General features: G+C 73.2%; 15 protein-coding genes and 1 tRNA gene. 9 read left to right on the top strand and 7 right to left on the bottom strand.

Annotated elements, in window-relative coordinates; all coding sequences use genetic code 11:
• Window positions 1-99: 99 nt before the first annotated feature.
• Window positions 100-636 (top strand): MarR family winged helix-turn-helix transcriptional regulator, encoded by a 537-nt coding sequence (locus ACZ6CL_RS33680; RefSeq protein WP_468942887.1) that lies wholly within the window; start codon window positions 100-102, stop codon window positions 634-636.
• Window positions 637-777: 141 nt separating this feature from the next.
• Here ACZ6CL_RS33680 and ACZ6CL_RS33675 read toward each other — a convergent pair.
• A tRNA-Arg gene (locus ACZ6CL_RS33675) sits at window positions 778-853 on the bottom strand.
• Window positions 854-1,236: 383 nt separating this feature from the next.
• Between ACZ6CL_RS33675 and ACZ6CL_RS33670 the strand changes: the two genes are divergently transcribed.
• The 7 genes from ACZ6CL_RS33670 to ACZ6CL_RS33640 all read left to right on the top strand — a co-directional run bounded on the left by ACZ6CL_RS33670 (window position 1,237) and on the right by ACZ6CL_RS33640 (window position 10,297).
• The gene (locus tag ACZ6CL_RS33670; RefSeq protein WP_468942954.1) at window positions 1,237-2,853 is read left to right on the top strand and encodes a dynamin family protein; all 1,617 of its coding nucleotides are present in this window, start codon (window positions 1,237-1,239) and stop codon (window positions 2,851-2,853) included.
• A 5-nt stretch (window positions 2,854-2,858) separates the two neighbouring features.
• Complete coding sequence (locus tag ACZ6CL_RS33665) at window positions 2,859-4,835, top strand: GTPase (RefSeq protein WP_468942885.1); 1,977 nt, start codon at window positions 2,859-2,861, stop codon at window positions 4,833-4,835.
• A gap of 267 nt (window positions 4,836-5,102) precedes the next feature.
• On the top strand, window positions 5,103-5,549 hold the full coding sequence (locus ACZ6CL_RS33660) for a single-stranded DNA-binding protein (RefSeq protein ID WP_468942882.1): 447 nt from the start codon (window positions 5,103-5,105) through the stop codon (window positions 5,547-5,549).
• 206 nt (window positions 5,550-5,755) lie between these two features.
• A complete protein-coding gene (locus ACZ6CL_RS33655) occupies window positions 5,756-7,189 on the top strand; it encodes a Cys-Gln thioester bond-forming surface protein (RefSeq protein WP_468942879.1) in 1,434 nt (477 codons plus the stop codon).
• Window positions 7,190-7,381: 192 nt separating this feature from the next.
• Window positions 7,382-9,046: an energy-dependent translational throttle protein EttA gene (gene ettA, locus ACZ6CL_RS33650; protein WP_468942876.1), complete on the top strand. Its 1,665-nt coding sequence runs from the start codon at window positions 7,382-7,384 to the stop codon at window positions 9,044-9,046.
• Window positions 9,047-9,050: 4 nt separating this feature from the next.
• A complete protein-coding gene (locus ACZ6CL_RS33645; protein WP_468942873.1) occupies window positions 9,051-9,512 on the top strand; it encodes an acyl-CoA thioesterase in 462 nt (153 codons plus the stop codon).
• The gene (locus tag ACZ6CL_RS33640) at window positions 9,509-10,297 is read left to right on the top strand and encodes a DUF8185 domain-containing protein (RefSeq protein WP_468942871.1); all 789 of its coding nucleotides are present in this window, start codon (window positions 9,509-9,511) and stop codon (window positions 10,295-10,297) included. Before ACZ6CL_RS33645 ends, ACZ6CL_RS33640 begins: the two co-directional genes overlap by 4 nt.
• Window positions 10,298-10,319: 22 nt before the next feature.
• Here the strand turns inward: ACZ6CL_RS33640 and ACZ6CL_RS33635 are convergent, their stop codons facing one another.
• Window positions 10,320-10,724 (bottom strand): globin, encoded by a 405-nt coding sequence (locus tag ACZ6CL_RS33635; protein ID WP_358617572.1) that lies wholly within the window; start codon window positions 10,722-10,724, stop codon window positions 10,320-10,322.
• Window positions 10,725-10,809: 85 nt separating this feature from the next.
• Here ACZ6CL_RS33635 and ACZ6CL_RS33630 point away from each other — a divergent pair, with 85 nt between their 5' ends.
• The gene (locus tag ACZ6CL_RS33630; RefSeq protein WP_468942869.1) at window positions 10,810-11,847 is read left to right on the top strand and encodes a methyltransferase domain-containing protein; all 1,038 of its coding nucleotides are present in this window, start codon (window positions 10,810-10,812) and stop codon (window positions 11,845-11,847) included.
• 94 nt (window positions 11,848-11,941) lie between these two features.
• Here the strand turns inward: ACZ6CL_RS33630 and ACZ6CL_RS33625 are convergent, their stop codons facing one another.
• The 5 genes from ACZ6CL_RS33625 to ACZ6CL_RS33605 form a co-directional block, all read right to left on the bottom strand.
• Window positions 11,942-13,183: an FHA domain-containing protein gene (locus ACZ6CL_RS33625; protein ID WP_468942866.1), complete on the bottom strand. Its 1,242-nt coding sequence runs from the start codon at window positions 13,181-13,183 to the stop codon at window positions 11,942-11,944.
• 60 nt (window positions 13,184-13,243) lie between these two features.
• Window positions 13,244-14,611 carry a vWA domain-containing protein gene (locus ACZ6CL_RS33620; RefSeq protein WP_468942863.1) on the bottom strand — a complete coding sequence of 456 codons (1,368 nt, stop codon included), beginning with the start codon at window positions 14,609-14,611 and terminating at the stop codon, window positions 13,244-13,246.
• 145 nt (window positions 14,612-14,756) lie between these two features.
• The gene (locus tag ACZ6CL_RS33615) at window positions 14,757-16,040 is read right to left on the bottom strand and encodes a PP2C family protein-serine/threonine phosphatase (protein ID WP_468942861.1); all 1,284 of its coding nucleotides are present in this window, start codon (window positions 16,038-16,040) and stop codon (window positions 14,757-14,759) included.
• A gap of 3 nt (window positions 16,041-16,043) precedes the next feature.
• Window positions 16,044-18,515 (bottom strand): serine/threonine-protein kinase, encoded by a 2,472-nt coding sequence (locus tag ACZ6CL_RS33610; protein WP_468942858.1) that lies wholly within the window; start codon window positions 18,513-18,515, stop codon window positions 16,044-16,046.
• Entirely contained in the window at window positions 18,508-19,851 is a 1,344-nt protein-coding gene (locus ACZ6CL_RS33605) for a hypothetical protein (protein WP_468942856.1), read from the bottom strand. Before ACZ6CL_RS33605 ends, ACZ6CL_RS33610 begins: the two co-directional genes overlap by 8 nt.
• Between the last annotated feature and the right edge of the window lie 48 nt (window positions 19,852-19,899).

Here is a 19,899-nt window from a genome sequence, read left to right as displayed (position 1 = left end):
ACCCAGAGCTGTCTGACAGCCACTGACCGTAGGAAGAAGGCTCGGTTCATGTCAAATAGTTCGATGTTGAACTCACCTCGAAGAGGTGGGACCGGCGAGGTGAACGAGCAGCGCGAGGAGGCGCGTGAGGAGGGTGAGGACGCGCTCGACCGCATCCTTCAGCAGTGGGCGGAAAGCCGCCCTGACCTGGACGCATGGTCCATGGGGATGATGGGGCGGCTCTTCCGCGCGACCCGGCTGGTCGAGTGGGGGGTGGTGGAGCACCTCGGCGCCGAGGGCATGGAGCGCTGGGAATTCGACGTACTCGCAACATTGCGGCGCAGTGGCCCGCCGTACGCCCTGTCCCCGAAAGCCCTGGCCGCGGCCATGATGATCAAGCCTCCGGCGCTGACGCACCGGGTCGACCGGCTGGTGAACCGCGGCCTGGTCGACCGCGAACTCGACCCCACCAGCCGCCGCCGCATGGTGATTTCACTCACCCAGGAGGGGTTCGAGCTGGTGGACAACGCGGTGGAGGGGCATGTTCGCAATGGAGAACGCCTGTTCAGCGGCCTGGACCGGGCGGAGCAGGAGCAGCTGTCGCATCTGATGCGCAAGCTGCTGCTCTCCCTCGGTGACACGCCTCCCGTCGCCTAGGCGACGGGGTGTCGTGCGAACTCCGGGATGCCCGGCGGTGCGTCAGTCTTCGTCAGGAGTTCACACGCCTCGTCCTCGCGCACGGCCGCGGGTGGCGGCGCGGAGGGTCTGGGCCGCGCGGCCCAGCTGGCGCTGAGCCGGTGGCGCCCCCGGCAGGACTCGAACCTGCGGCCAAGCGCTTAGAAGGCGCCTGCTCTATCCACTGAGCTACGGGGGCCGGTGGTGGGCCTGGAACTGCTGAGCCCCCGGGTGCCGACGGGCCCGCGGTGCGGCCGTGGTGCCGGTGGCCGGGCGCGGCGGATCCGTGACCTTGCCGGGGACAAGGATAGGGCTCCCTGCGCCTCGCCCCGGTTGCTTCACCTCCGTGGCACGTTGTGGAGGTTCAGTGAAGCGGTCCGATAATCGCAGGCAGGTACGAAACTCGCATCGTTTTTCACGCCCCAAACGGCGGGTGTTGTCTACTCGTTATGCCTGAGTCCCGTCCGTCCCGTCTGCCTCGTGTCCGATCTGAGGTGATCCGGGTGGGTCTCTTTGACGCGCACGAGTGAGCATACGCTTCAAAAAGAGATCAAAACCGGGCATTCTTCGCATGTGGCGATCTTGGACGTACGGCCCCGGCTGCTCGACGCGCTGACCGCACTGCGTGACCGCGTTGACGCCGCACGGTTTCCGCTCCCCCTTCCCGGTGCCGACCGCGCTCGCCGCAGCCGTGCCGAGTTGCTTGCTCAACTGGACGACTACCTCGTGCCCCGGTTGCGCGCCCCCGAAGCGCCTCTCCTGGCGGTGATCGGCGGATCGACCGGAGCTGGGAAGTCCACTCTGGTCAATTCCCTGGTCGGACGGCGGGTGACGGAGGCCGGGGTGCTGCGGCCGACGACCCGTACGCCGGTCCTGGTGTGTCACCCCGACGATCACTCCTGGTTTGCCGGGAAGCGGGTGCTGCCGCAGCTCACCCGGGTGTGGGTACCGGCCCAGGGAGACCGCGCGGAGGGGCCGTACGACGAGGAGGAACGGGCCCGGGAGGGCGAGGGGCCCGCGGCGCTGCGGATCGAGACCGACCCGGGGCTCGCCCGGGGGCTCGCGCTGCTCGACGCGCCCGACATCGACTCGCTCGTCGCCCGCAACCGGGATCTCGCGGCCGAGCTGATCTGCGCCGCCGACATCTGGGTGCTGGTCACCACGGCCACCCGGTACGCCGACGCCGTCCCCTGGCATCTGCTGCGGACCGCGAAGGAGTACGACGTGACACTTGTCACCGTGCTCGACCGGGTGCCGCACCAGGTCGCCGCCGAAGTTTCACGGCAGTACGCCGCGCTCCTCACGGCGGCCGGACTCGGCGACATCCCCCGTTTCACCATCCCCGAGCTTCCCGAGTCGGCGGGCGGCGGCAGTGGGCTGCTCCCGGCCACCGCCGTCGCCGCGCTGCGGGACTGGCTCACCCGGCACGCCCAGGACCCACAGGCCCGTACCGTCGCCGCTGCCCGCACCGCGGCCGGAGTCCTCGCCTCGCTCCAGTCCCGGATGCCCGCACTGGCCGGTGCGGCCGCGGCCCAGCACGCCGCGGCGGTGCGACTGGTCCAGCGGGTCGAGGGGGCGTACGGGGAGGCGGCCGAACGGGTGCGGCGGGAGATCGCCGCGGGGGCGGCCCTCGCGGGCGGCGCGCTCACCCACTGGCACGGCCAGCCGCACGACAGCACCCCCGGTGAGCTTCTTACGGCGCTCACCGACTCCCTCGCCACCCTGCTGCGCAGCGCGGCGGCCGCCGCCGACGACCGGATCGCCGGGGCCGGGAAACGGGACCCCGCCGCACGGACCGGGCTCGCCCCGGCCGACGCGCGCGAGGCCGGGGAGCGGATCGGCGTGGCCGTCCGGCGCTGGCGGCGCTGCGTCGAGGAGCTGGCCGAGGAGGAGACCCGCGACCGCGTCCCCGACGGCGGCGGGACCGACGCGTCCGACGAGGTCGCCGCCCTGCTGGTGGCCTCCCTGGTGGGCGGGCGGCGGGCCCGTAAGGCGGGCGAACGGCTCGCCGAGGCGCTGGGCGCGCACCGCGCGCTCCGGCTGGGCGACCGCGGCGGACGGCTGCTGGACGGCTGCGTCGCGCGCGCCCTGGAGGCGGAGCGCGACCGGCGGCTCGCGCCCCTCGACGCGCTGGACGTGACCCCGGACCACCAGGTCCAGCTGATCGCCGCGCTGTCCCTACTGCAGAAGGAGAGGTGACCGGCGTGACGGCCACGGCTGCCGGTGTCGACGGCGGGGACAAGTGCGGGCACGGGGACGAGGCGGGCGCCGAGGGGGTGGTGCGGGCGCGGCACACGTGGGACGACGGGCTGATCGCCCGGCGCGCCGGGAGGCGGGCCGCCCGCCGCGCCCCCCGGGAGGCTCCCGCTCCGGCGGCTCCGGCGGCTCCGGCGGCACGGACCGCTCCCGAGGGCGAGCAGTGCGAGCCGTACGGGACCGTTGACGCGCGGCAGCCCCGCGAGCCGTCGTACGTCCCCTACCGGTCCGGCGACCACCGGTCCGGCGACCACCGGTCCGGCGTCCCCTATAAGGCGTATGAGGCCTACGAGGCGTACGCGTCGTACGAGCGGCCCTTCGGGCCCGGCGCCCGCAGCTTCGCCGCCGGGAGTCTGCGGCCGCGCCTGGACGCCCTGCGCCAGCTCGTGGGGCTGTCCCGTACCCGGCTGGACGGACGCACCCTCGCCGGGGCCGGGCGGGTGCTGGACGAGGCCGCCGCGCGCGGACGGCATCCGCTCGGGCACACCGTCGTCGCCCTCGCGGGCGCCACCGGAAGCGGTAAGTCGACACTCTTCAACGCGCTCGCCGGGGCGCCGCTCTCCGAGGCCGGGATCCGTCGGCCGACCACCGCCGCGCCGCTCTCCTGCGCGTGGACCGATCACGCCGACGGGCTGCTGGACCGGCTCGGCATCCCGCCCGCGGACCGCCGCCGCCCGGCGTATCCGTACGACCCGGCGCTGCGCGGCCTCGTCCTGCTCGACCTGCCCGACCACGACTCGGCCGCCCCGGGCCACCGGGACCGGGTGGACCGGCTGCTGGGGCTGGTCGACGCGGTGGTGTGGGTGGTGGATCCCGAGAAGTACGCGGACGCGGTGCTGCACGAGCGCTATCTGCGCCCGCTCGCCGGATACGCGGAGGTGACGTTCGTCGTCCTCAACCAGGTGGACCGGCTGCCGGGCGACGCCGCCGACCAGGTGCTGGACGATCTGCGGCGGTTGCTGGACGAGGACGGGCTGGCGCTCGGCGAGCACGGGGAGCCGGGCGCGGCGGTGCTCGCGCTGTCCGCGCTCACCGGGGAGGGCGTCGGTGAGCTGCGGGACATGCTGGGCGGGCTCGCGGCCGAGTGCGGCGCGGCGGAACGGCGGCTGGCGGCGGACGTGGACGGCACGACCGCGCGGCTGCGGCCGCAGTACGTGGCGGACGGGGCACCGGCCGGGTTCACCGGCCGGGCCCGGGCGGAGTTCGAGGACCGGCTGGCGGAGGCGGCGGGCGCGGCGGCGGCAGGGCAGGCCGCGGAGCGGGCCTGGCTGCGGGACGCGCAGTGGGCGTGCGGGACGCCGTGGGGGCGGATGGTGCGGGGCCGGAAGCCGGGCGGCCGGGCGGAGGACGAGCGGGAGGCACCGGGCGCGCGGGCGAAGGCGGCGGAGCGGGAGGCGGTTACGGCGCGGCCCGCGGTGGAGGAGGCCGTGCGCACGCTCGCCGACGAGGCCACGGCCGGACTGCCCGGGCCCTGGGCGCAGGCGGTGCGGGAGGCGGCGGGATGGGGCGGCCGGGGGCTGCCGGAGGCGGTGGACGAGGCGGTGGCGGCGGCGCGGCGCGGACAGTGCCTCACCCGGCCCGCGTGGTGGTCGGCGATGGCGGCGGCCCAGGTGGCGCTGCTGGTGCTCCAGGTGGTGGCGGTGGTCTGGCTGGTGGGGGCCGTGGCGGGGCTGTTCGGCGGGCCGGGGTGGTGGGCGCCCGCGGCGCTGGCGGCGGGCGGCGCGCTGGCCGGGACGGGGCTGGCGTGGGCGTGCGGGCTGGCGGCGCGGGGGCCCGCGCGGCGGTACGGCCGGGCGGCGGAGACCCGGCTGCGGGACGCGGCGGTGGGCTGCGGGCGGGCGCGAGTGCTGGGGCCGGTGGGCGCGGAGCTGGCGCGGTACCGGGAGGTGCGGGCGCAGTACGTGATCGCGGCGGGGGAGGGCTGAGGGCGGGTCGGGTTTCACCGGGCCGGGTTTCACCGGGCCGGGTCCACCGGGTCGGGTTTCACCGGGTCGGGTCCACCGGGTCGGGTTTCACCGGGTCGGGTCCACCGGGTCGGGCTTCACCGGGCCGGTTCACCGGAACGAGGGGGCGGGTTATCCACAGCCTGGGGGTTGTGCACAGCCTCCGGCGCGGGACGCGGATCGCGGGCAGCATGGGGGTCGGCGGTCCGGTGGGTCGCCGGGGAAGTGCGGGCGAGCGGGGGAGCGGGCATGAACGAGACCTGGACGACGGTGCTGGGGAACGCGGCGACGCGGCCGGATTTCTGGGAGACGGCGGCCGGGGTCGCGGTGGTCCGGTTCCGGCTGGCGGCGACGGTGCGTCGCTGGGACCGGAAGACCGAGGGCTGGGTGGACGCGCACACGAGCTTCTATACGGTCTGGGCCTGGCGCGCCCTCGCGGCGAACGTGGCCGCCTCGGTGACGCTCGGCGAACCGCTGCTGGTCCACGGCACCTTGCGGGTGCGTGAGCGGGAGAAGGAGCGGGAGGAAGCCCGGCAGGGCGCGGGGGAGGGGGAGAGCGGACCCAAGCGGTGGGTCACCGCGGAGATCGACGCGGTGGCGGTCGGGCACGACCTCACGCGCGGCACCTCCGCCTTCCGGCGGATCTCACAGGCCAAACCGCTATTCAACGCACCGACTGGGACAACGACGCCGTGACCAGGGGGGATTTATCGATAATCCCAGGTCATATGGGGTCTGCGGACGAGATAACAATTCCGATTCGGATCGGTTGGGGGCAGGTCCAATCGGGGATCACGCGGCTTTCCGCTCCCTAGGATCCCTGAGTGCCCAACGGGGGTTACTGAGTTTTGAGTTCGCTGGCGAGCGCACCGACCGACCGGCGCTCGTCCGGAGGGGAAACCATGAATTCTGTGAAGAGGCGGGGTGCCGCCCGACTCGCGGCCGCCGTTCTGGCGTCTGGGCTGGTCGCCGTGGGCGCGATAGCCGGCGCCGGCGCCGCCGCCGCGGACGAGGTGCCTCCGGGAAGCGGTGGAGCCACCACCACGCTGAGCGGTCTCAAGACCTTCGACAAGGCGGTCATCCACGAAAAGGGCGGCAAGGGCGACCAGGAGGTCGGCGCCGGTCTCTTCGAGATGGCGGTCGACAACGGTGGCAGTATTCAGACGTACTGCATCGACCTGCACAACCCGACGCAGAGCAAGGCCAAGTACGAGGAAAAGCCCTGGAGTCAGACTTCGCTGGCGAACAACCGCGAAGCGGGAAAGATCAACTGGATTCTGCAGAACTCCTACCCCCAGGTGAACGACCTCGCCGAACTCGCCTCGAAGGCGGGCTCCGGCGCCCTCTCCGAGAAGACCGCGGCCGCCGGTACGCAGGTCGCCATCTGGCGCTTCTCCGACCGGGCGAAGGTCGACGCGGTCGACCCGGCGGCCGAGAAGCTCGCCGACTACCTGGAGAAGAGCGCGCGAAACCTGGCCGAGCCCAAGGCCTCGCTGAGCCTCGAACCGCCCGCCGTCTCCGGTAAGGCCGGTGAGCTGCTCGGTCCGGTCACGGTCCGCACCAACGCCGAGAGCGTCACCCTGGCCCCGGGCACCGAGGCCCTCGAATCCGGCGCGAGGCTCGTCGACAAGAGCGGCAAGACGATCACCAGCGCCGCCAACGGCGGCGAGGTCTATGTCGACGTGCCGTCCGGCGCGGATGACGGCTCCGTCTCGCTGACCGCCCAGGCCGCCACCAAGGTTCCGGTCGGCCGCGCGTTCTCCAGCGACACCAAGAGCCAGACCCAGATACTCGCCGGTTCCAGCGAGAGCACCGTCTCCGCCGCCGCCACCGCCCACTGGGCGGAGGAGGGCGCGGTCCCGGCCGTCACCGCCGAGAAGGACTGCGCCGAGGGCGGTGTGGACGTCACGGCGACCAACAAGGGCGACGAGGCGTTCACCTTCTCGCTGCTGAACCAGCAGTACACGGTCGAGGCCGGTCAGTCGAAGACCGTCACCGTTCCGGTGAACGAGGACCGGAGCTACACGTTCAGCGTCCAGGGTCCGAACGGTTTCAAGAAGACCTTCTCCGGGGTCCTCGACTGCAGGACCGCGGGCACCGGCGCCGGCGGCGACAGTGACAGCCCCTCCACCCAGGCGGGCCCGGCGACGGCCGGCGGCACCGGCGAGATCGTCAGCGGTGACACCACCGCCGTCGACGACACCGGCGGCGACCTCGCCGAGACCGGCGGCAGCAGCACCACTCCGGTGATCGCGGGCATCGCCATCGCGCTCGTCGTGACCGGCGGCGCCGCGATCTTCTTCGTCCGTAAGAAGAAGTCCCCCACGGGCGAGTGACCGTCGATGGAGTGACTCCTGACGACAGACGGTGAGGAAGGGCCGGGGCGGCGGAGTAACGAGTTTCCGCCTCGGGCCTGCCGTACGGCAAGATGGGGTGGGGTGTCTCTGCCCTGGACGCGGCGGAGCCCGCATGCACCCATGCGGCGCGGGCCGCAGATCGATACCTACCAGACTGCCGGACGGTTTCTCTTGGCTGAGTTCATCTACACCATGCGCAAGGCGCGTAAAGCGCACGGCGACAAGGTGATCCTCGACGACGTCACGCTGAGCTTTTATCCTGGCGCGAAGATCGGTGTCGTGGGCCCCAACGGCGCCGGTAAGTCGACGGTGCTGAAGATCATGGCCGGGCTGGAGCATCCGTCCAACGGCGACGCCTTCCTCTCGCCGGGTTACAGCGTCGGCATCCTGCTCCAGGAGCCCCCGCTGGACGAGTCCAAGACCGTGCTGGAGAACGTCCAGGACGGCGTGGCGGAGACCAAGGGCAAGCTCGACCGCTTCAACGAGATCGCCGAGCAGATGGCGACCGACTACAGCGACGCGCTGCTCGAGGAGATGGGCAAGCTCCAGGAGGACCTGGACCACGCCAACGCGTGGGACATGGACGCCCAGCTGGAGCAGGCCATGGACGCCCTCGGCTGCCCGCCCGGCGACGCGCAGGTCACCAAGCTCTCCGGTGGTGAGAAGCGCCGCGTCGCGCTCTGCAAGCTGCTGCTGGAAGCCCCCGACCTGCTTCTCCTCGACGAGCCCACCAACCACCTGGACGCCGAGTCGGTCCAGTGGCTGGAGCAGCACCTCGCCAAGTACGCGGGCACCGTCGTGGCCATCACCCACGACCGGTACTTCCTGGACAACGTCGCCGAGTGGATCCTGGAGCTGGACCGCGGCCGCGCCATCGGCTACGAGGGCAACTACTCCACGTACCTGGAGAAGAAGCAGGCCCGCCTCAAGGTCGAGGGGCAGAAGGACGTCAAGCGCGCCAAGCGCCTGAAGGAAGAGCTGGAGTGGGTCCGCTCCAACGCCAAGGGCCGCCAGGCAAAGTCCAAGTCCCGGCTGAGCCGTTACGAGGAGATGGCGGCCGAGGCGGAGAAGACCCGGAAGCTGGACTTCGAGGAGATCCAGATCCCGCCGGGCCCGCGCCTGGGCAACGTCGTGGTCGAGGTGGAGAACCTCTCCAAGGCGTTCGGCGAGAAGGTCCTCATCGACGACCTCTCCTTCACCCTGCCGCGCAACGGCATCGTCGGAGTCATCGGCCCCAACGGCGCGGGCAAGACCACGCTCTTCAAGATGATCCAGGGCCTGGAGACCGCGGACGCGGGCAAGATCAAGGTCGGCGACACCGTCAAGATCTCCTACGTCGACCAGAGCCGCGCCAACATCGACCCCAAGAAGACGCTGTGGGCGGTAGTCTCCGACGAGCTGGACTACATCAACGTCGGACAGGTCGAAATGCCGTCCCGCGCCTACGTCTCCGCCTTCGGCTTCAAGGGCCCGGACCAGCAGAAGCCGGCCGGGGTGCTCTCCGGCGGTGAGCGCAACCGCCTCAACCTCGCGCTCACCCTCAAGCAGGGCGGCAACCTGCTTCTCCTCGACGAGCCGACGAACGACCTCGACGTGGAGACCCTCTCCTCCCTGGAGAACGCGCTGCTCGACTTCCCCGGCTGCGCCGTGGTCGTCTCCCACGACCGCTGGTTCCTCGACCGCGTCGCCACCCACATCCTGGCGTACGAGGGCGACTCCAAGTGGTTCTGGTTCGAGGGCAACTTCGAGTCGTACGAGAAGAACAAGATCGAGCGGCTCGGCCCGGACGCGGCCCGTCCGCACCGCGCCACCTACAAGAAGCTGACCCGGGGCTGATCGGATGGCCCGGCACATCTACTCCTGCCCCCTGCGCTGGTTCGACATGGACGCGTTCGGCCATGTCAACAACGTGGTCTTCCTGCGCTATCTGGAAGAGGCGCGCGTCGACTTCATGTGGCGGCTGGCGCCGGGGAACGGGAGTGACGCGTTCACCGGCGGGGTGGTTGTGGCCCGGCACGAGATCGACTATCTGAAGCCGCTCGTCCACCGGCACACGCCGGTGGTCATCGAGACCTGGGTGACGGACATCCGTGCCGCGTACATCAACCTCCGCTACGAGATCAAGGACGAGGAGACCGTGTACGTGCGGGCCGCCACCCGCATCGTCCCCTTCGACCTCGAAGCGGGCCGGCCGCGCCGCGTCACGCCCGAGGAGGAGAGCTTCCTGACCGACTACCTGGAGCCCGAGCCGGGCACCGGGAAGGGAGCCGGGAAGTCCGCCGAGGGGGCCGTCACCGTATGACGGCAATGGGGCACGAGCTGCACTTCGCCGACGCCGGGGAGGCGGCCGACCTCGCCGCCTTCCTGGCCCGGCTGATCCACTACGACCGCGCCGCGGCGGTCCGGCTGCAGGCGGGCGGCGGGGTGCTGGCCGTCTTCGGCCGGCCGCCGTCCTTCGAGGTGCTGGCCATCCGTACGGCACGGCTGGAAGCCGTCGTCACCGCGGGCGCCTCGGACGCCGGGGCCCCCGGCGGGCCGGGCGCGCTGGACACCACCGTCTCGGCCGGTCAGTTCGCCGACGCGCTGGACACGGCGGGCACCGGCCGGCCGGCGTCCGGCGGGCTCACTGTCGCCGTGCCGGAGGCCGTCACCGGCCCGCCCTGGGCCGGAGTGCTGCCGCCGCGCGGCGGCTGGCGCCGGGAGGCGGGACTGCCCGGCACGGACGAGGTGCGCCGAGCTGTCGCGGCCGCGGTCGCCGAGTTCCGGGCCCGCGACGAGGCGCTCCCCGAGGAGCACCGTACGCGCGCCGAGCGCGACCGCATCGGCCACGAGATCTGGTCCCGCACGCTCGGCGACACCGGACTGCCGCTGCGCGCCGTGCACGCCGCCCAGTCGCTGGGCTTCCTGCGCCCCGCGCGGGCGAGCGCGGGCGCCGCCACCGGCTCCCGCGGTGCCACCGCCCTCGCCCCGGCGGCCGAGCCGCTGGCCCTGCTCGCCGCGGGCGGCTGGCTGCGGCTGCGCACCCCGTACGGCTCGATCGCGGTGCGTACGTCGGGGCTGCCCGGGCTGTCCGTGACGCCCGCCTAGGCGTTCTCGGCCCTGGGTGGTCTCAGCCCTCGGTGTTGACCATGGAGGCGGCCGCGTAGGTGAGGTAGTTCCACAGCTGGCGCTCCAAGTCGGGCGCCAGCTCCAGCTCGTCCACCGCGTCCCGCATATGGCGCAGCCAGGCGTCATGCGCCGCCCGGTTCACGGTGAACGGCGCGTGCCGCATGCGCAGCCGTGGATGGCCGCGGTTGTCGCTGTAGGTGCGGGGCCCGCCCCAGTACTGCATGAGGAAGAGCACCAGCCGCTCCTCCGCCGGGCCCAGATCGTCCTCGGGGTACATCGGCCGGAGCAGCGGGTCCTCAGCGACCCCCTGGTAGAAGCGTCGGACCAGGCGCCGGAAGGTCTGCTCGCCGCCGACCAGCTCGTAGAAGGTCTGCTCCTGAAGTGTGCCGCGCGGAATGTCTTTCACGCCTCCATGCTCTCAGACAGCCCGTCCTAGGTAAGGGGGCCTAGGACCTGTAGCGGGCCCGGCCCGGGCGCAGGACAGTGGAGGCATGGGCGGCACGGGCGTGACGGAGACGGGCGGCGGGCGCGGACGTACGGGCGACCGGCCCGACCGTCACGCCGGAGCGGCCGCCGCGGCGCGGGCCGGGCTCGTCCGGGAGATCACGGCGGGCGGCGGGCTCACCGATCCGCGGTGGCGGGCGGCGTTCGAGGCGGTGCCGCGCCATCTTTTCGTGCCGTACTACTACGAAGCGGGCGACGAGGGCGGCGCGGCGCTCACCACCCGGCTGTGGCGGGACGACCGGGACCCGCTGCGCCGCGCCCGCTGGCTGGCCGGGGCGTACGCCGACGTGCCCCTGGCGACGCGGGTGCGCGACGGCGAGCTGATCTCCTCCAGCAGCCAGCCGTCCCTGATGGCGCGGATGCTCGACGCGCTGCGGGTGCGGGACGGGGACCGGGTGCTGGAGATCGGCGCGGGCAGCGGCTACAACGCGGCGCTGCTCGCCCATCGGCTCGGCGACGCCCGGGTGACGACCGTAGACCTTGACCCGGAGATCACCGAGGCCGCCCGCAGACACCTGGCCGCGGCCGGATTCCGTCCGGCCGTCGTGACCGGTGACGGGGCGCGCGGCTGTCCCGCGCGGGCCCCCTACGACCGGATCATCGCGACGTGTGCCGTGCCGTCCGTGCCGTCCGCGTGGCTCGGTCAGTGCCGAGCCGGGGCGCTGGTGCTGATGCCGCTGGCCACCGGGCTGATCGTGCTGCGGGTCCATGACGCCCGGCACGCGGAGGGCCGTTTTCTGGCCACTCCCGCGTACTTCGTCCCGCTGCGCGGCAGCGGGACGCCGGGCCCCGTTCCCACCCACGGGTTGCCGTCGTGGCCGCTGCTGGACGATTCGTTCCGCTTCCTGCTGAACGTGGCCGCGGGCCAGTTGGAGCCGGTCGAGGCACTGGCGCTGTGGGAGCACGAGGGGCGGCCGGGCCGCGAGCGCTACGGGGTGACGGTACGGGGCGAGCGGCAGTGGGCCTGGCTGGACGACGCGGAGGGCGCGTACGCCTGGCCGCTGGGCGCGGACCTCACCCGATGAGACGGGGCCGGGGCGAAGTGCCCCGGCCCACGTGTCGCTTGGGCTAGGTGCCGTGCCAGGCGTCGCGGGCCCGCGAAGATCCGCCGGACACCCCCTAGGCGCGGCGGACGGTGATCGTCGTCCAGGCGCCGACGTGCACCCGGTCGCCGTCCTGCAGCGGGATCGGGACGTACGGCTGGATCGGCTCCTCGCCGCCGTTGATCGTCGTGCCGTTGGTCGAGTCCTGGTCGACGACCGCCCAGCCGCCGTCCGGCTGCTGGACGAGGACCGCGTGCTGGTGCGAGACGCCCGGGTCCTCGGGCGCGCGCCCGAGGTCGATGTCCGGCGCCTCGCCCGTGCTGTGGCGGCGGCGGCCGATGGTGATCTGCTGGCCGCTCAGCTGCAGTTGCTGCTCGGGGGAGTACGCCGGGAGGTTCAGCCCGGCGGCCTCGGGGCCGCTGCGGTGCATCATCGCCGTGAAGTAGTCACGGTCCGGCGCGACGACCGCCGTCCAGTTCCCGGGCCCGGCCGGGGGCGGGGGCGTGTGGCCGCCGCCCTGTCCGTACGGGCCGGGCGGCGGGGGTGTGCCGGGGCCCTGGTACGCCTCGTTGCCGTAGGCCGGGGCCGGGGCCGGGGCCGGGGGCGTGGGCGGCTGCGGCGCCTGGGGGTAGCCGTAGCCGTACCCCTGCTGCTGCTGCGGCGGGGCCGGAGCCGGCGGAGCCGGCGGGGCGGCGCCCGCGGACGCCTGCGGCGGCGCCAGCGGCCAGTCGTCCTCCGCGGAGCCGAAGGCCGGGCCGGAGGGCTGGTTCGGTTGCGACGGCGACAACGGCTCGGCCGGGCGGTTGATCTGGGACGGGCGCGAGGCCTGGTAGTCGCCGCCGTGGGTCTGGTGCGGCTGCTGCTGCTGGCCGTGCGGCGGCAGCGGCTGCCCGGGCGGACCCTGCGGCGGCTGCCCGTACGGCTGCGGCGGTCCGGGCGGCGGCGGGAATCCGCCCTGTCCGGGGGGCGGCGGGGCGTACGAGGTGGGCTGCTGCGTCAGGAAGTTGTAGCGGCACTCCTCGCAGAACGGCGCCTGTGCCTCACGCGGCGTACGGCACTGCGGGCACACCTCCGGCTGGTAGCCGCCGTCCGGCCGCGGTGGCGCCGGGGCGGGGCTGGGGTAGCCGTAGCCGCCGGAGGGCGCGCCGGGCGGGGGCGGCGGGCCGCCCGGGGCCGGGTAGCCGTAGCCACCGGGCATCGGCGGGGGCGGAGGCGGTGGGACGTGGCCGGAGGGCATGGGTGTCCCCGACATCCGGTGGCCACACACCTCGCACCAGTCGTCGGCCGCCGATTGGTGGCCGTTAGGGCAAGTCGGCATGTCGGTGATCCCCCTCTTGTGCCGTTCTTGGCATTTCTGCCGTAACGCGATCTCTTCGTGCTACTTCTTGACGCGGACTGTTTTGGTTGAGCGTGTTTCGAGTGTCATCTCGTCCGCCTCCGCGACCTTCGCTTTCAGTCGCACAGTACCTGCCGCCGCGTCGACGACATCCACCACCTTCGCAAGCAGTTTCGCCGTGTCCCTGTTCCCCGAGGTGTTCGCCAGCTGTACGGCCCTTCCCAGCTTGGCGGTCGCTCCCTCGACATCGCCGGACTTACGCGCATCCATGCCCTGTTGGATGACCTGTGCCAGTTCGGCTTGGCCCGTGTAGTGCGCGACCTGCGGGTTCATCGAGGTGGAGGCGGTCATGTCGGTCGTCCACACGGCCCGGACGAGCCCCTGGGGCAGCGGGGTCGGAGGGCTCTGGCCGTCCGGCGGCGGCAGGACGAGGGAGACCCGGGCCGCGAGCATTTCCTGGCCGATTTCCGCCGCCGGAACCCGCAGACACACGTGGTAATCGCGGGATTCGTCCCCCCATGACCCGGTTGGGTAGTCGCCGGAGCGCGGTCCGGCCTCGGTGCGCCGCCCGGTCAGATCCTCGACCGTGGGTGCGACCTGTTTCACAAAAACCACTTCGGCGCCCACCGGGGCCCACAGCCTCAAGTGGACGTCCGCGACTTCCTTCCGCATGGCCGTCGCCATCATCCGCGTGAAGTCCGCGGACAGTTCGGCCGGGTTCGCCACGATATCGGCCGTTCCGAGCAGGGCGGAGGCGATCCCGGTGACCTCCTTGACCTCCCAGTCCGTGCCGACCCCACGGGCGTCGCAGGTGAAGCGGCCCGCGCAGGCGTCGAGCGCGGCCCGTAGCTCCTCCGGCTTCTCGTGCTCGTTGCGGCCGTCGGTGAGCAGGATGCCGTGCCGGATCGAGACGTCGGCGGCGCCCAGCAGCCGGTCGGCGAGCCTCAGCCAGGTGCCGATCGCCGTGCCGCCGCCCGTGGAGAGCCCGCGCAGCGCGTCCTTGGCCTCGGCGCGGGTGAGCGGATCGGCGATCGCCAGCCTCCCGTTGCCCGGAAAGACCTCGACCGCCTTGTGGGTGCCCGCGATCACGGCGAAGGCGACCCCGTCGCGCACCGTGTCGATCGCGGCGGCGGTCGCGTCCCGGGCGTGGCGCATCTTCGTCGGCGGATAGTCCATGGAGCCGGAGCAGTCCACCATGATCACCACGGCCGCGCCGGTGGAGCCGCCGCCCCGGGCGTACTGACCCGGGGCGGCGACGGGCGCGGGGATCGGTATCCCTCCGGTCGTCCCGCCGCCGGTCGAGGTGACCGTGACGATCGCGTTGACCTCACGGCCTCCCTCCGGGAGGTACTCGTTCTGATAGACGTCGACCGAGAACCGCGGCGCTTGGGACTTGGAGAAGTTGGCCATGTGATCCGCTCCTTGGCACTCCACAGGGACGTACGGGCATTGCGTCGTGCCGCGAGAGCGTGGGCGGAGTGATGGCGTCCGGAGCCGCCCCGCGGGCCGGAGCCCGTATCCCCCTCCGGGCCTGAGCCCGTCCCCCCTCGGGCCGTCAGGCCGATCCTGCCCCTCCCGGCGCGGCGGGGAACGGCACCACGGCCACTGTTACGTTGTCGTGGCCCCCGCCGTTGAGGGCGTGGCCCACCAGGACGCGCGCGCTCTGCAGCGGCCTCCCCCGGGCGTCCGGCGGCACCGCGCGGGCCATCTCCTCCGCCGACTCGGCGTAGTTCCACAGCCCGTCGGTGCACACCACCACGACCCCCGGCCGGTCGGGCTTGAACGAGGCGGTGTGCGGCTCCAGTTCATAGGCGTCCGCGCCGAGCCAGCCGGTGATGGCGTGCGCCCGCTCGTCCGCGTACGCCTCGGCCTCCGACATCAGTCCCGCCGCCACCATCTGGGCCGCCCACGAGTCGTCCTCGGTGAGCCGGGCGGGCTGGGTCGTCCGGTCGTCGGGCACCCAGTAGACGCGGCTGTCGCCGATCCAGCCCACGGTGAGCATCCCGCCGGTGACCACGGCGCTGACGATGGTGCACGCCGGAGCGTTCTGCTGGCGCTGGTGCTCTTCGGGCGGACCCGGCACGCCGGTCTCCAGAGCGAGCGAGGAGACCGCGTCGGCGGCGGCCACGATCGCCTCGTTCATGGCCTGCTGGGGGTGGGTGCCCCGGGGGAGCAAGGTGAGCAGCGACGCTTCCGCCGCGTGGGCGGCCGCGGCTGACGCGTCGTCCGGGCGGGTGGCCGAGGAGACCCCGTCGCACACCACCGCGACGACGGCCGGTGAGCCGTCCGGAAGGGCGGCCGTGGCCACGGAGAACGCGTCCTCGTTGCGGTGGTGGCGCAGGCCGCGGTCACTGGCCGCGGCGACGCCCGCCAACTCCCGCTCCATATGGTCGCGCTCACGCGCCTGTGCGTGCCCGCAGTGCTCGCAGTATCCGTCCCTGTCGATGGTGCCCTCCTGGCACGCGGCGCACCGGAGGCGGCTGTCGCCGCCGGGCAGCCGGGGGTCCGCCCCGGTGCCGGTGCCCGCGCTCGCTGCCGTGCGTGTACTGGTGTGCGTCTGAGTGTGCTGGTGCGGGTCCGTGGGCGCACCGGCGGGGGTGGTCGGTGGTGTGCCGGGTCCCGGCGGGGGCGGGGCGTCGAGCGCCGCCGCGGTCCGCGGGTCGGCTACCGGGGACGGCGCTGGGGCCGCCAGCGGGTAGTCCTCCGGCTCCCGCCGCGGGGACGGCACGGCCGCCGAAAGGTCGGCCCCGCACCCGCCACAGTAGTTGTCTCCCGCCTCCAGCGGCTCTGCACAGGTCGGGCAGGCTGACAGCTGCGGTAGCTGTGGCATCTGCGACATCGATCACACCCACGTCCTGGGGCGGTAGCGGTTGGCCCGCTCCACCAGTTCGATCCTTTCCTCGCCGCGCTGCGCGAGCCTGGCGAGTACCCGGTACGAGCGCTCCAGTCCGAACCGCAGCCCGCGCTCGTCCAGGCTGCTGCCGAGCAGCGGCGGCCGGGTCTGGCCCGGCGGCGCGCCGCTGCTGCCGGACAGTACCCAATCCAGCGCACTGCCCAGGACTTCCGTACACAGCCGCTCGCGCCGCACCGCGTCGAGGCCGAACTCGCCCAGCCGCTCCACCTGGAGGGCGGCCGCCGTCAGATCGGCCAACAGCCCCTCCCAGGCGGCACGCTGGCGCAGCCGGGCCCGCACCGCGGCGACCCGGGCCGCCGTGAAGTGGATCGACGACTCCGGAACCGACTCCAGCACCCGCACCGCGTCCGCCCGGTCGCCGGAGCACAGCCGGACCCGGGCCAGCCCGAAGGCGGCGCTCACGAAGCTCGGATCAGTCGCCCAGACGAGCCGGTAGTACTCCGCCGCGTTGTCCAGCTGGCCCAGCACCTCGGCGCAGACGCCGAGCGCCAGCTTGGGCGCGGGCTCCCCGGGGAACGCGTCGTAGACGGCGTCGAAGGACAGCGCGGCCGTCTCGTGGTCGCGGGTCGCCAGCGCGTGCACCCCCCGGTACCAGACGATCCGCCAGTCGTCGCGGTAGGCGGCCTCCAGACCGGTCAGCGCGACGCCCGCCTCCTGCGCCTGCCCCAGTTCCAGCAGGGCGCGCACCCGGCGCAGCCGCAGCTCGGGCGAGTCGACGGGCGCGGTGGGCAGCGCCGCGTCGATCTCGGCGGGCGGGGCGGACAGCAGTCCGGCCAGGAAACCGGCGTTGGGATCGGACGGATCCACCAGCGGCACGGGCAGGGCGAGCGCGGCGGCCCGGGTGTCCAGCGGAGCGGTGGCGGCCAGCGGCAGGGTCGGCAGGCCCTGCGGCGGTACGGGCCCGCCGGGCGGTGCGCCCCGGCCCGCCGCCCGGCCGCCCAGCAGGGACGCGTCCTGGCCTTGCTCGGCGAACAACTCCGTGTCCACCACCCGGGTTTCCGGCCCGAAGAGGGTGGACAGCGCGGGCCGCGGCCGCCCGGTCTGCAGCGCCACGGCCTCCCGCAGTACACCGGTCAGCTGGTCGGACATCTCCTGGGCGGAGGAGAACCGGCGCCCCGGGTCGGGGTCGGTGGCCCGCACCAGCAGCCGGTAGAAGGACTCGTACCGCCGGAAGACCTCGATGTGCTCGGGGTCCGGGAGGCTGTCCACGAAGACGTTCGTGTAGCCCTGGAAGTCGAAGGTGAGCACGGCGAGCGTGCGCGCCACCGTGTAGAGGTCGGAGGCGACCGAGGGACCCTGCTCCGCGATCTCCGGAGCCTGGTAGCCCACGGTGCCGTAGATGGCGCTGTCCTCGTCGTCCATCCGCCGGACCGCGCCCATGTCGATGAGCTTGAGCTGGTCCTGCTGCTGTATGGCGTTGTCGACCTTGAAGTCGCAGTAGAGCAGATTGCGGCTGTGCAGATGGCCGAGGGCCTCCAGCGCCTCGATCCCGTACGCGCACGCCTGCTCGACCGGCAGCGGCTCGCGCCTGCCGTCCGGGGAGCGCCGCCCGTTGGCGATGTCCTTGAGGGACTTGCCGCCGACGTACTCCATGACGATGTAGCCGTCGAGACTGCCCGTGTTCTGGTCGAGGTGCTCGACGAAGTTGTAGATCCGGACGATGTTGGAGTGCTCGATCTCGGCGAGGAAGCGGCGCTCGGAGACGGCGGCCGCCAAGGCCTCCTCGTCGCCGGTGTCCAGCAGGCCCTTGAGCACCACCCAGCGGTCCGACACCGCGCGGTCGATGGCCAGATAGACCCAGCCGAGCCCGCCGTGCGCCAGACAGCCCGCCACCTCGTACTGCCCGTGCACGATGTCGCCGGGGCCGAGCTTCGGCACGAACGAGTAGGGGTGGCCGCACTTGGTGCAGAACCCCTCGGTGCGGCCCGGCCGGTCGCCGCGGGCGCGGCCCACCGGCGCCCCGCAGTCGCCCCGGCTGCAGAACCGCTTGCGCTCCGGCACTTCGGGGTTGGCCAGCACCGCCGTGCGCGGATCGGGGCGCGGCACCTCCGGGACGCTGACCAGGCCCGCGCCCAGCGCGTTCCGCCCCGAGGGGGTCGAGGAGGAGCCGGAGCCGCGCACCGAGACCGAACGCGAGGAGCGCCCGGAGGAGGACCGGGACAGCCGCCCGGACACCGAGCGGCGGGACGACGACGACCGGGACGGCCGCGAGGAGCGAGACGATGACGACGAGGCCGAGCCATGGCCCCCGGCGGCGACGCCGGTGGGCGGTGAACTCACCATGCCCTGCGGGGAGACCACCGGGGCCATCCCGCAGGTGTCGCAGTACAGCTCGCCGCCGCCCATGTCCTCGTACGACCCGCCGCACTCGCGCCGCTGGCAGGTGACCGTGTCACTCATACCGCTCCCCCTCACTGCCGTGATCGGCGGGACTGCGATCGGCCGGGTCCGGCTGCCGGGGTGTCAACGCCTCGGCGACCGCCTGCTGGTAGCGCAGGACCGCCTGCCCGGCGACGCGCAGATCGCACGGGGCGCTCCACAGCATCCGGCGCGCCACGTCGTACCGCTCGACCAGCAGCGGGTCCTCCGCCATGCCGTGCCGGGCGACCTTCGCCTTGTACGCGTCCAGCCGCCCGCGCAGCTCGGCGCGGACCGCGAGCGGCGCGGTCACCGCCGTCAACGACTCACGGGCCCGGAGCAGTTCGTCGTCGGCGCGCTGCTCCAGGCTCTCCAGCAGCGGGGAGAGCCGGTGCCACTGGGAGCGCCGCCGGTAGTCGGCGGCCGCGACCAGCTGCTCGTGCAGGGCGGTCGGCGGGCCGCTGACCGCGGGCACCTCGGACGCCGCGATCTTCGCCAGCACCTCACCGCGCGCCTGCCGGGCCTCCGCGAGGGTGCGATCGGCGCGGGACAGCACATCGCGCAGCCGCATCAGACGCCGCTCCGCGTCCTGCCGGACATCGAGGACGGCCTCGATCTCGCGCCGCACGTCGTCCAGGGCGCGGGCGGCCCGGTCGTAGCGGACGGTGTCGGGGCTGCCGCCGCCCGGCGCCGAACTCCCGGCGGCCGGTTTCCAGAAGGCGAGTGGATCGGAGACCACCTCGGCGCGCAGCGCGGTCAGCTCCGCGGTGATCTGCTCCAGATCGTCGCCCGAGGGGTGCTCACCGGGCCGCACCCCGACCGAGTGGGCGAGCGAACGGGTGCGGTGCAGCTCGGCGGAGAGCATGTCGATCCGGGCGGGCAGCGCGGACCACACGGCGTCGGCCGTGACGATGACGTCCAGCGCCTCGGCATACCAGCGGTTCATCCGGTCGACCAGCCGGTCCAGGCTCAACTGCTCGCTGAGCAGCGGCGATCCGGTGAGCGTGGCGGTGCTGGGCAGGGTGATTCCGGGGCCGCGCAGCAGCTCGGTCAGCTCGGCCAGCTCGCCCGGGGTGGACCAGCGGTGCCGGGAGCGCACCTCGCGGGCGCGCCGGAGGGCGTCCGTGTACGCGTCGAAATAGCTCCACAGAAGGGAGATGGCCTGCTCGGTGGTGGCCCATCGGTCCTTCGTGACGCCCGTCAGCCCGGCGCCCTCGAGCAGCCTTCTGCCCGCGTGGTCCTGGAGGGCGAGCAGCGACGTCTCGATCGCCTCGTGCTCGGCGCCGAGCCTCGCCAGCGCACGGTCCACCTCTTCGCGGCCCATGACCGGCCCCTCGGGTGTCCCCGCGGCGCCGGGGAAGGGTCCCGGGACCCCCATCGATCACCTCTCCGAGTCCGTGTCCGTATCCGTATCCGTCAGGCGTGA

It is taken from the genome of Streptomyces sp. NPDC041200 (genome assembly GCF_055591805.1).
Note: the sequence above shows the minus strand (reverse complement) of the source record. Positions and strands in the feature narration are given on the sequence as shown.

Bases quoted from the DNA above. Each gene is read 5' to 3' on its own strand.
- ACZ6CL_RS33660 (WP_468942882.1), top strand. From the start codon at position 5,103: ATGAACGAGACCTGGACGACGGTGCTGGGGAACGCGGCGACGCGGCCG.
- ACZ6CL_RS33655 (WP_468942879.1), top strand. From the start codon at position 5,756: ATGAATTCTGTGAAGAGGCGGGGTGCCGCCCGACTCGCGGCCGCCGTT.
- ACZ6CL_RS33645 (WP_468942873.1), top strand. From the start codon at position 9,051: ATGGCCCGGCACATCTACTCCTGCCCCCTGCGCTGGTTCGACATGGAC.
- ACZ6CL_RS33640 (WP_468942871.1), top strand. From the start codon at position 9,509: ATGACGGCAATGGGGCACGAGCTGCACTTCGCCGACGCCGGGGAGGCG.
- ACZ6CL_RS33630 (WP_468942869.1), top strand. From the start codon at position 10,810: ATGGGCGGCACGGGCGTGACGGAGACGGGCGGCGGGCGCGGACGTACG.
- ACZ6CL_RS33625 (WP_468942866.1), bottom strand. From the start codon at position 13,183: ATGCCGACTTGCCCTAACGGCCACCAATCGGCGGCCGACGACTGGTGC.
- ACZ6CL_RS33620 (WP_468942863.1), bottom strand. From the start codon at position 14,611: ATGGCCAACTTCTCCAAGTCCCAAGCGCCGCGGTTCTCGGTCGACGTC.
- ACZ6CL_RS33615 (WP_468942861.1), bottom strand. From the start codon at position 16,040: ATGTCGCAGATGCCACAGCTACCGCAGCTGTCAGCCTGCCCGACCTGT.
- ACZ6CL_RS33610 (WP_468942858.1), bottom strand. From the start codon at position 18,515: ATGAGTGACACGGTCACCTGCCAGCGGCGCGAGTGCGGCGGGTCGTAC.
- ACZ6CL_RS33605 (WP_468942856.1), bottom strand. From the start codon at position 19,851: ATGGGGGTCCCGGGACCCTTCCCCGGCGCCGCGGGGACACCCGAGGGG.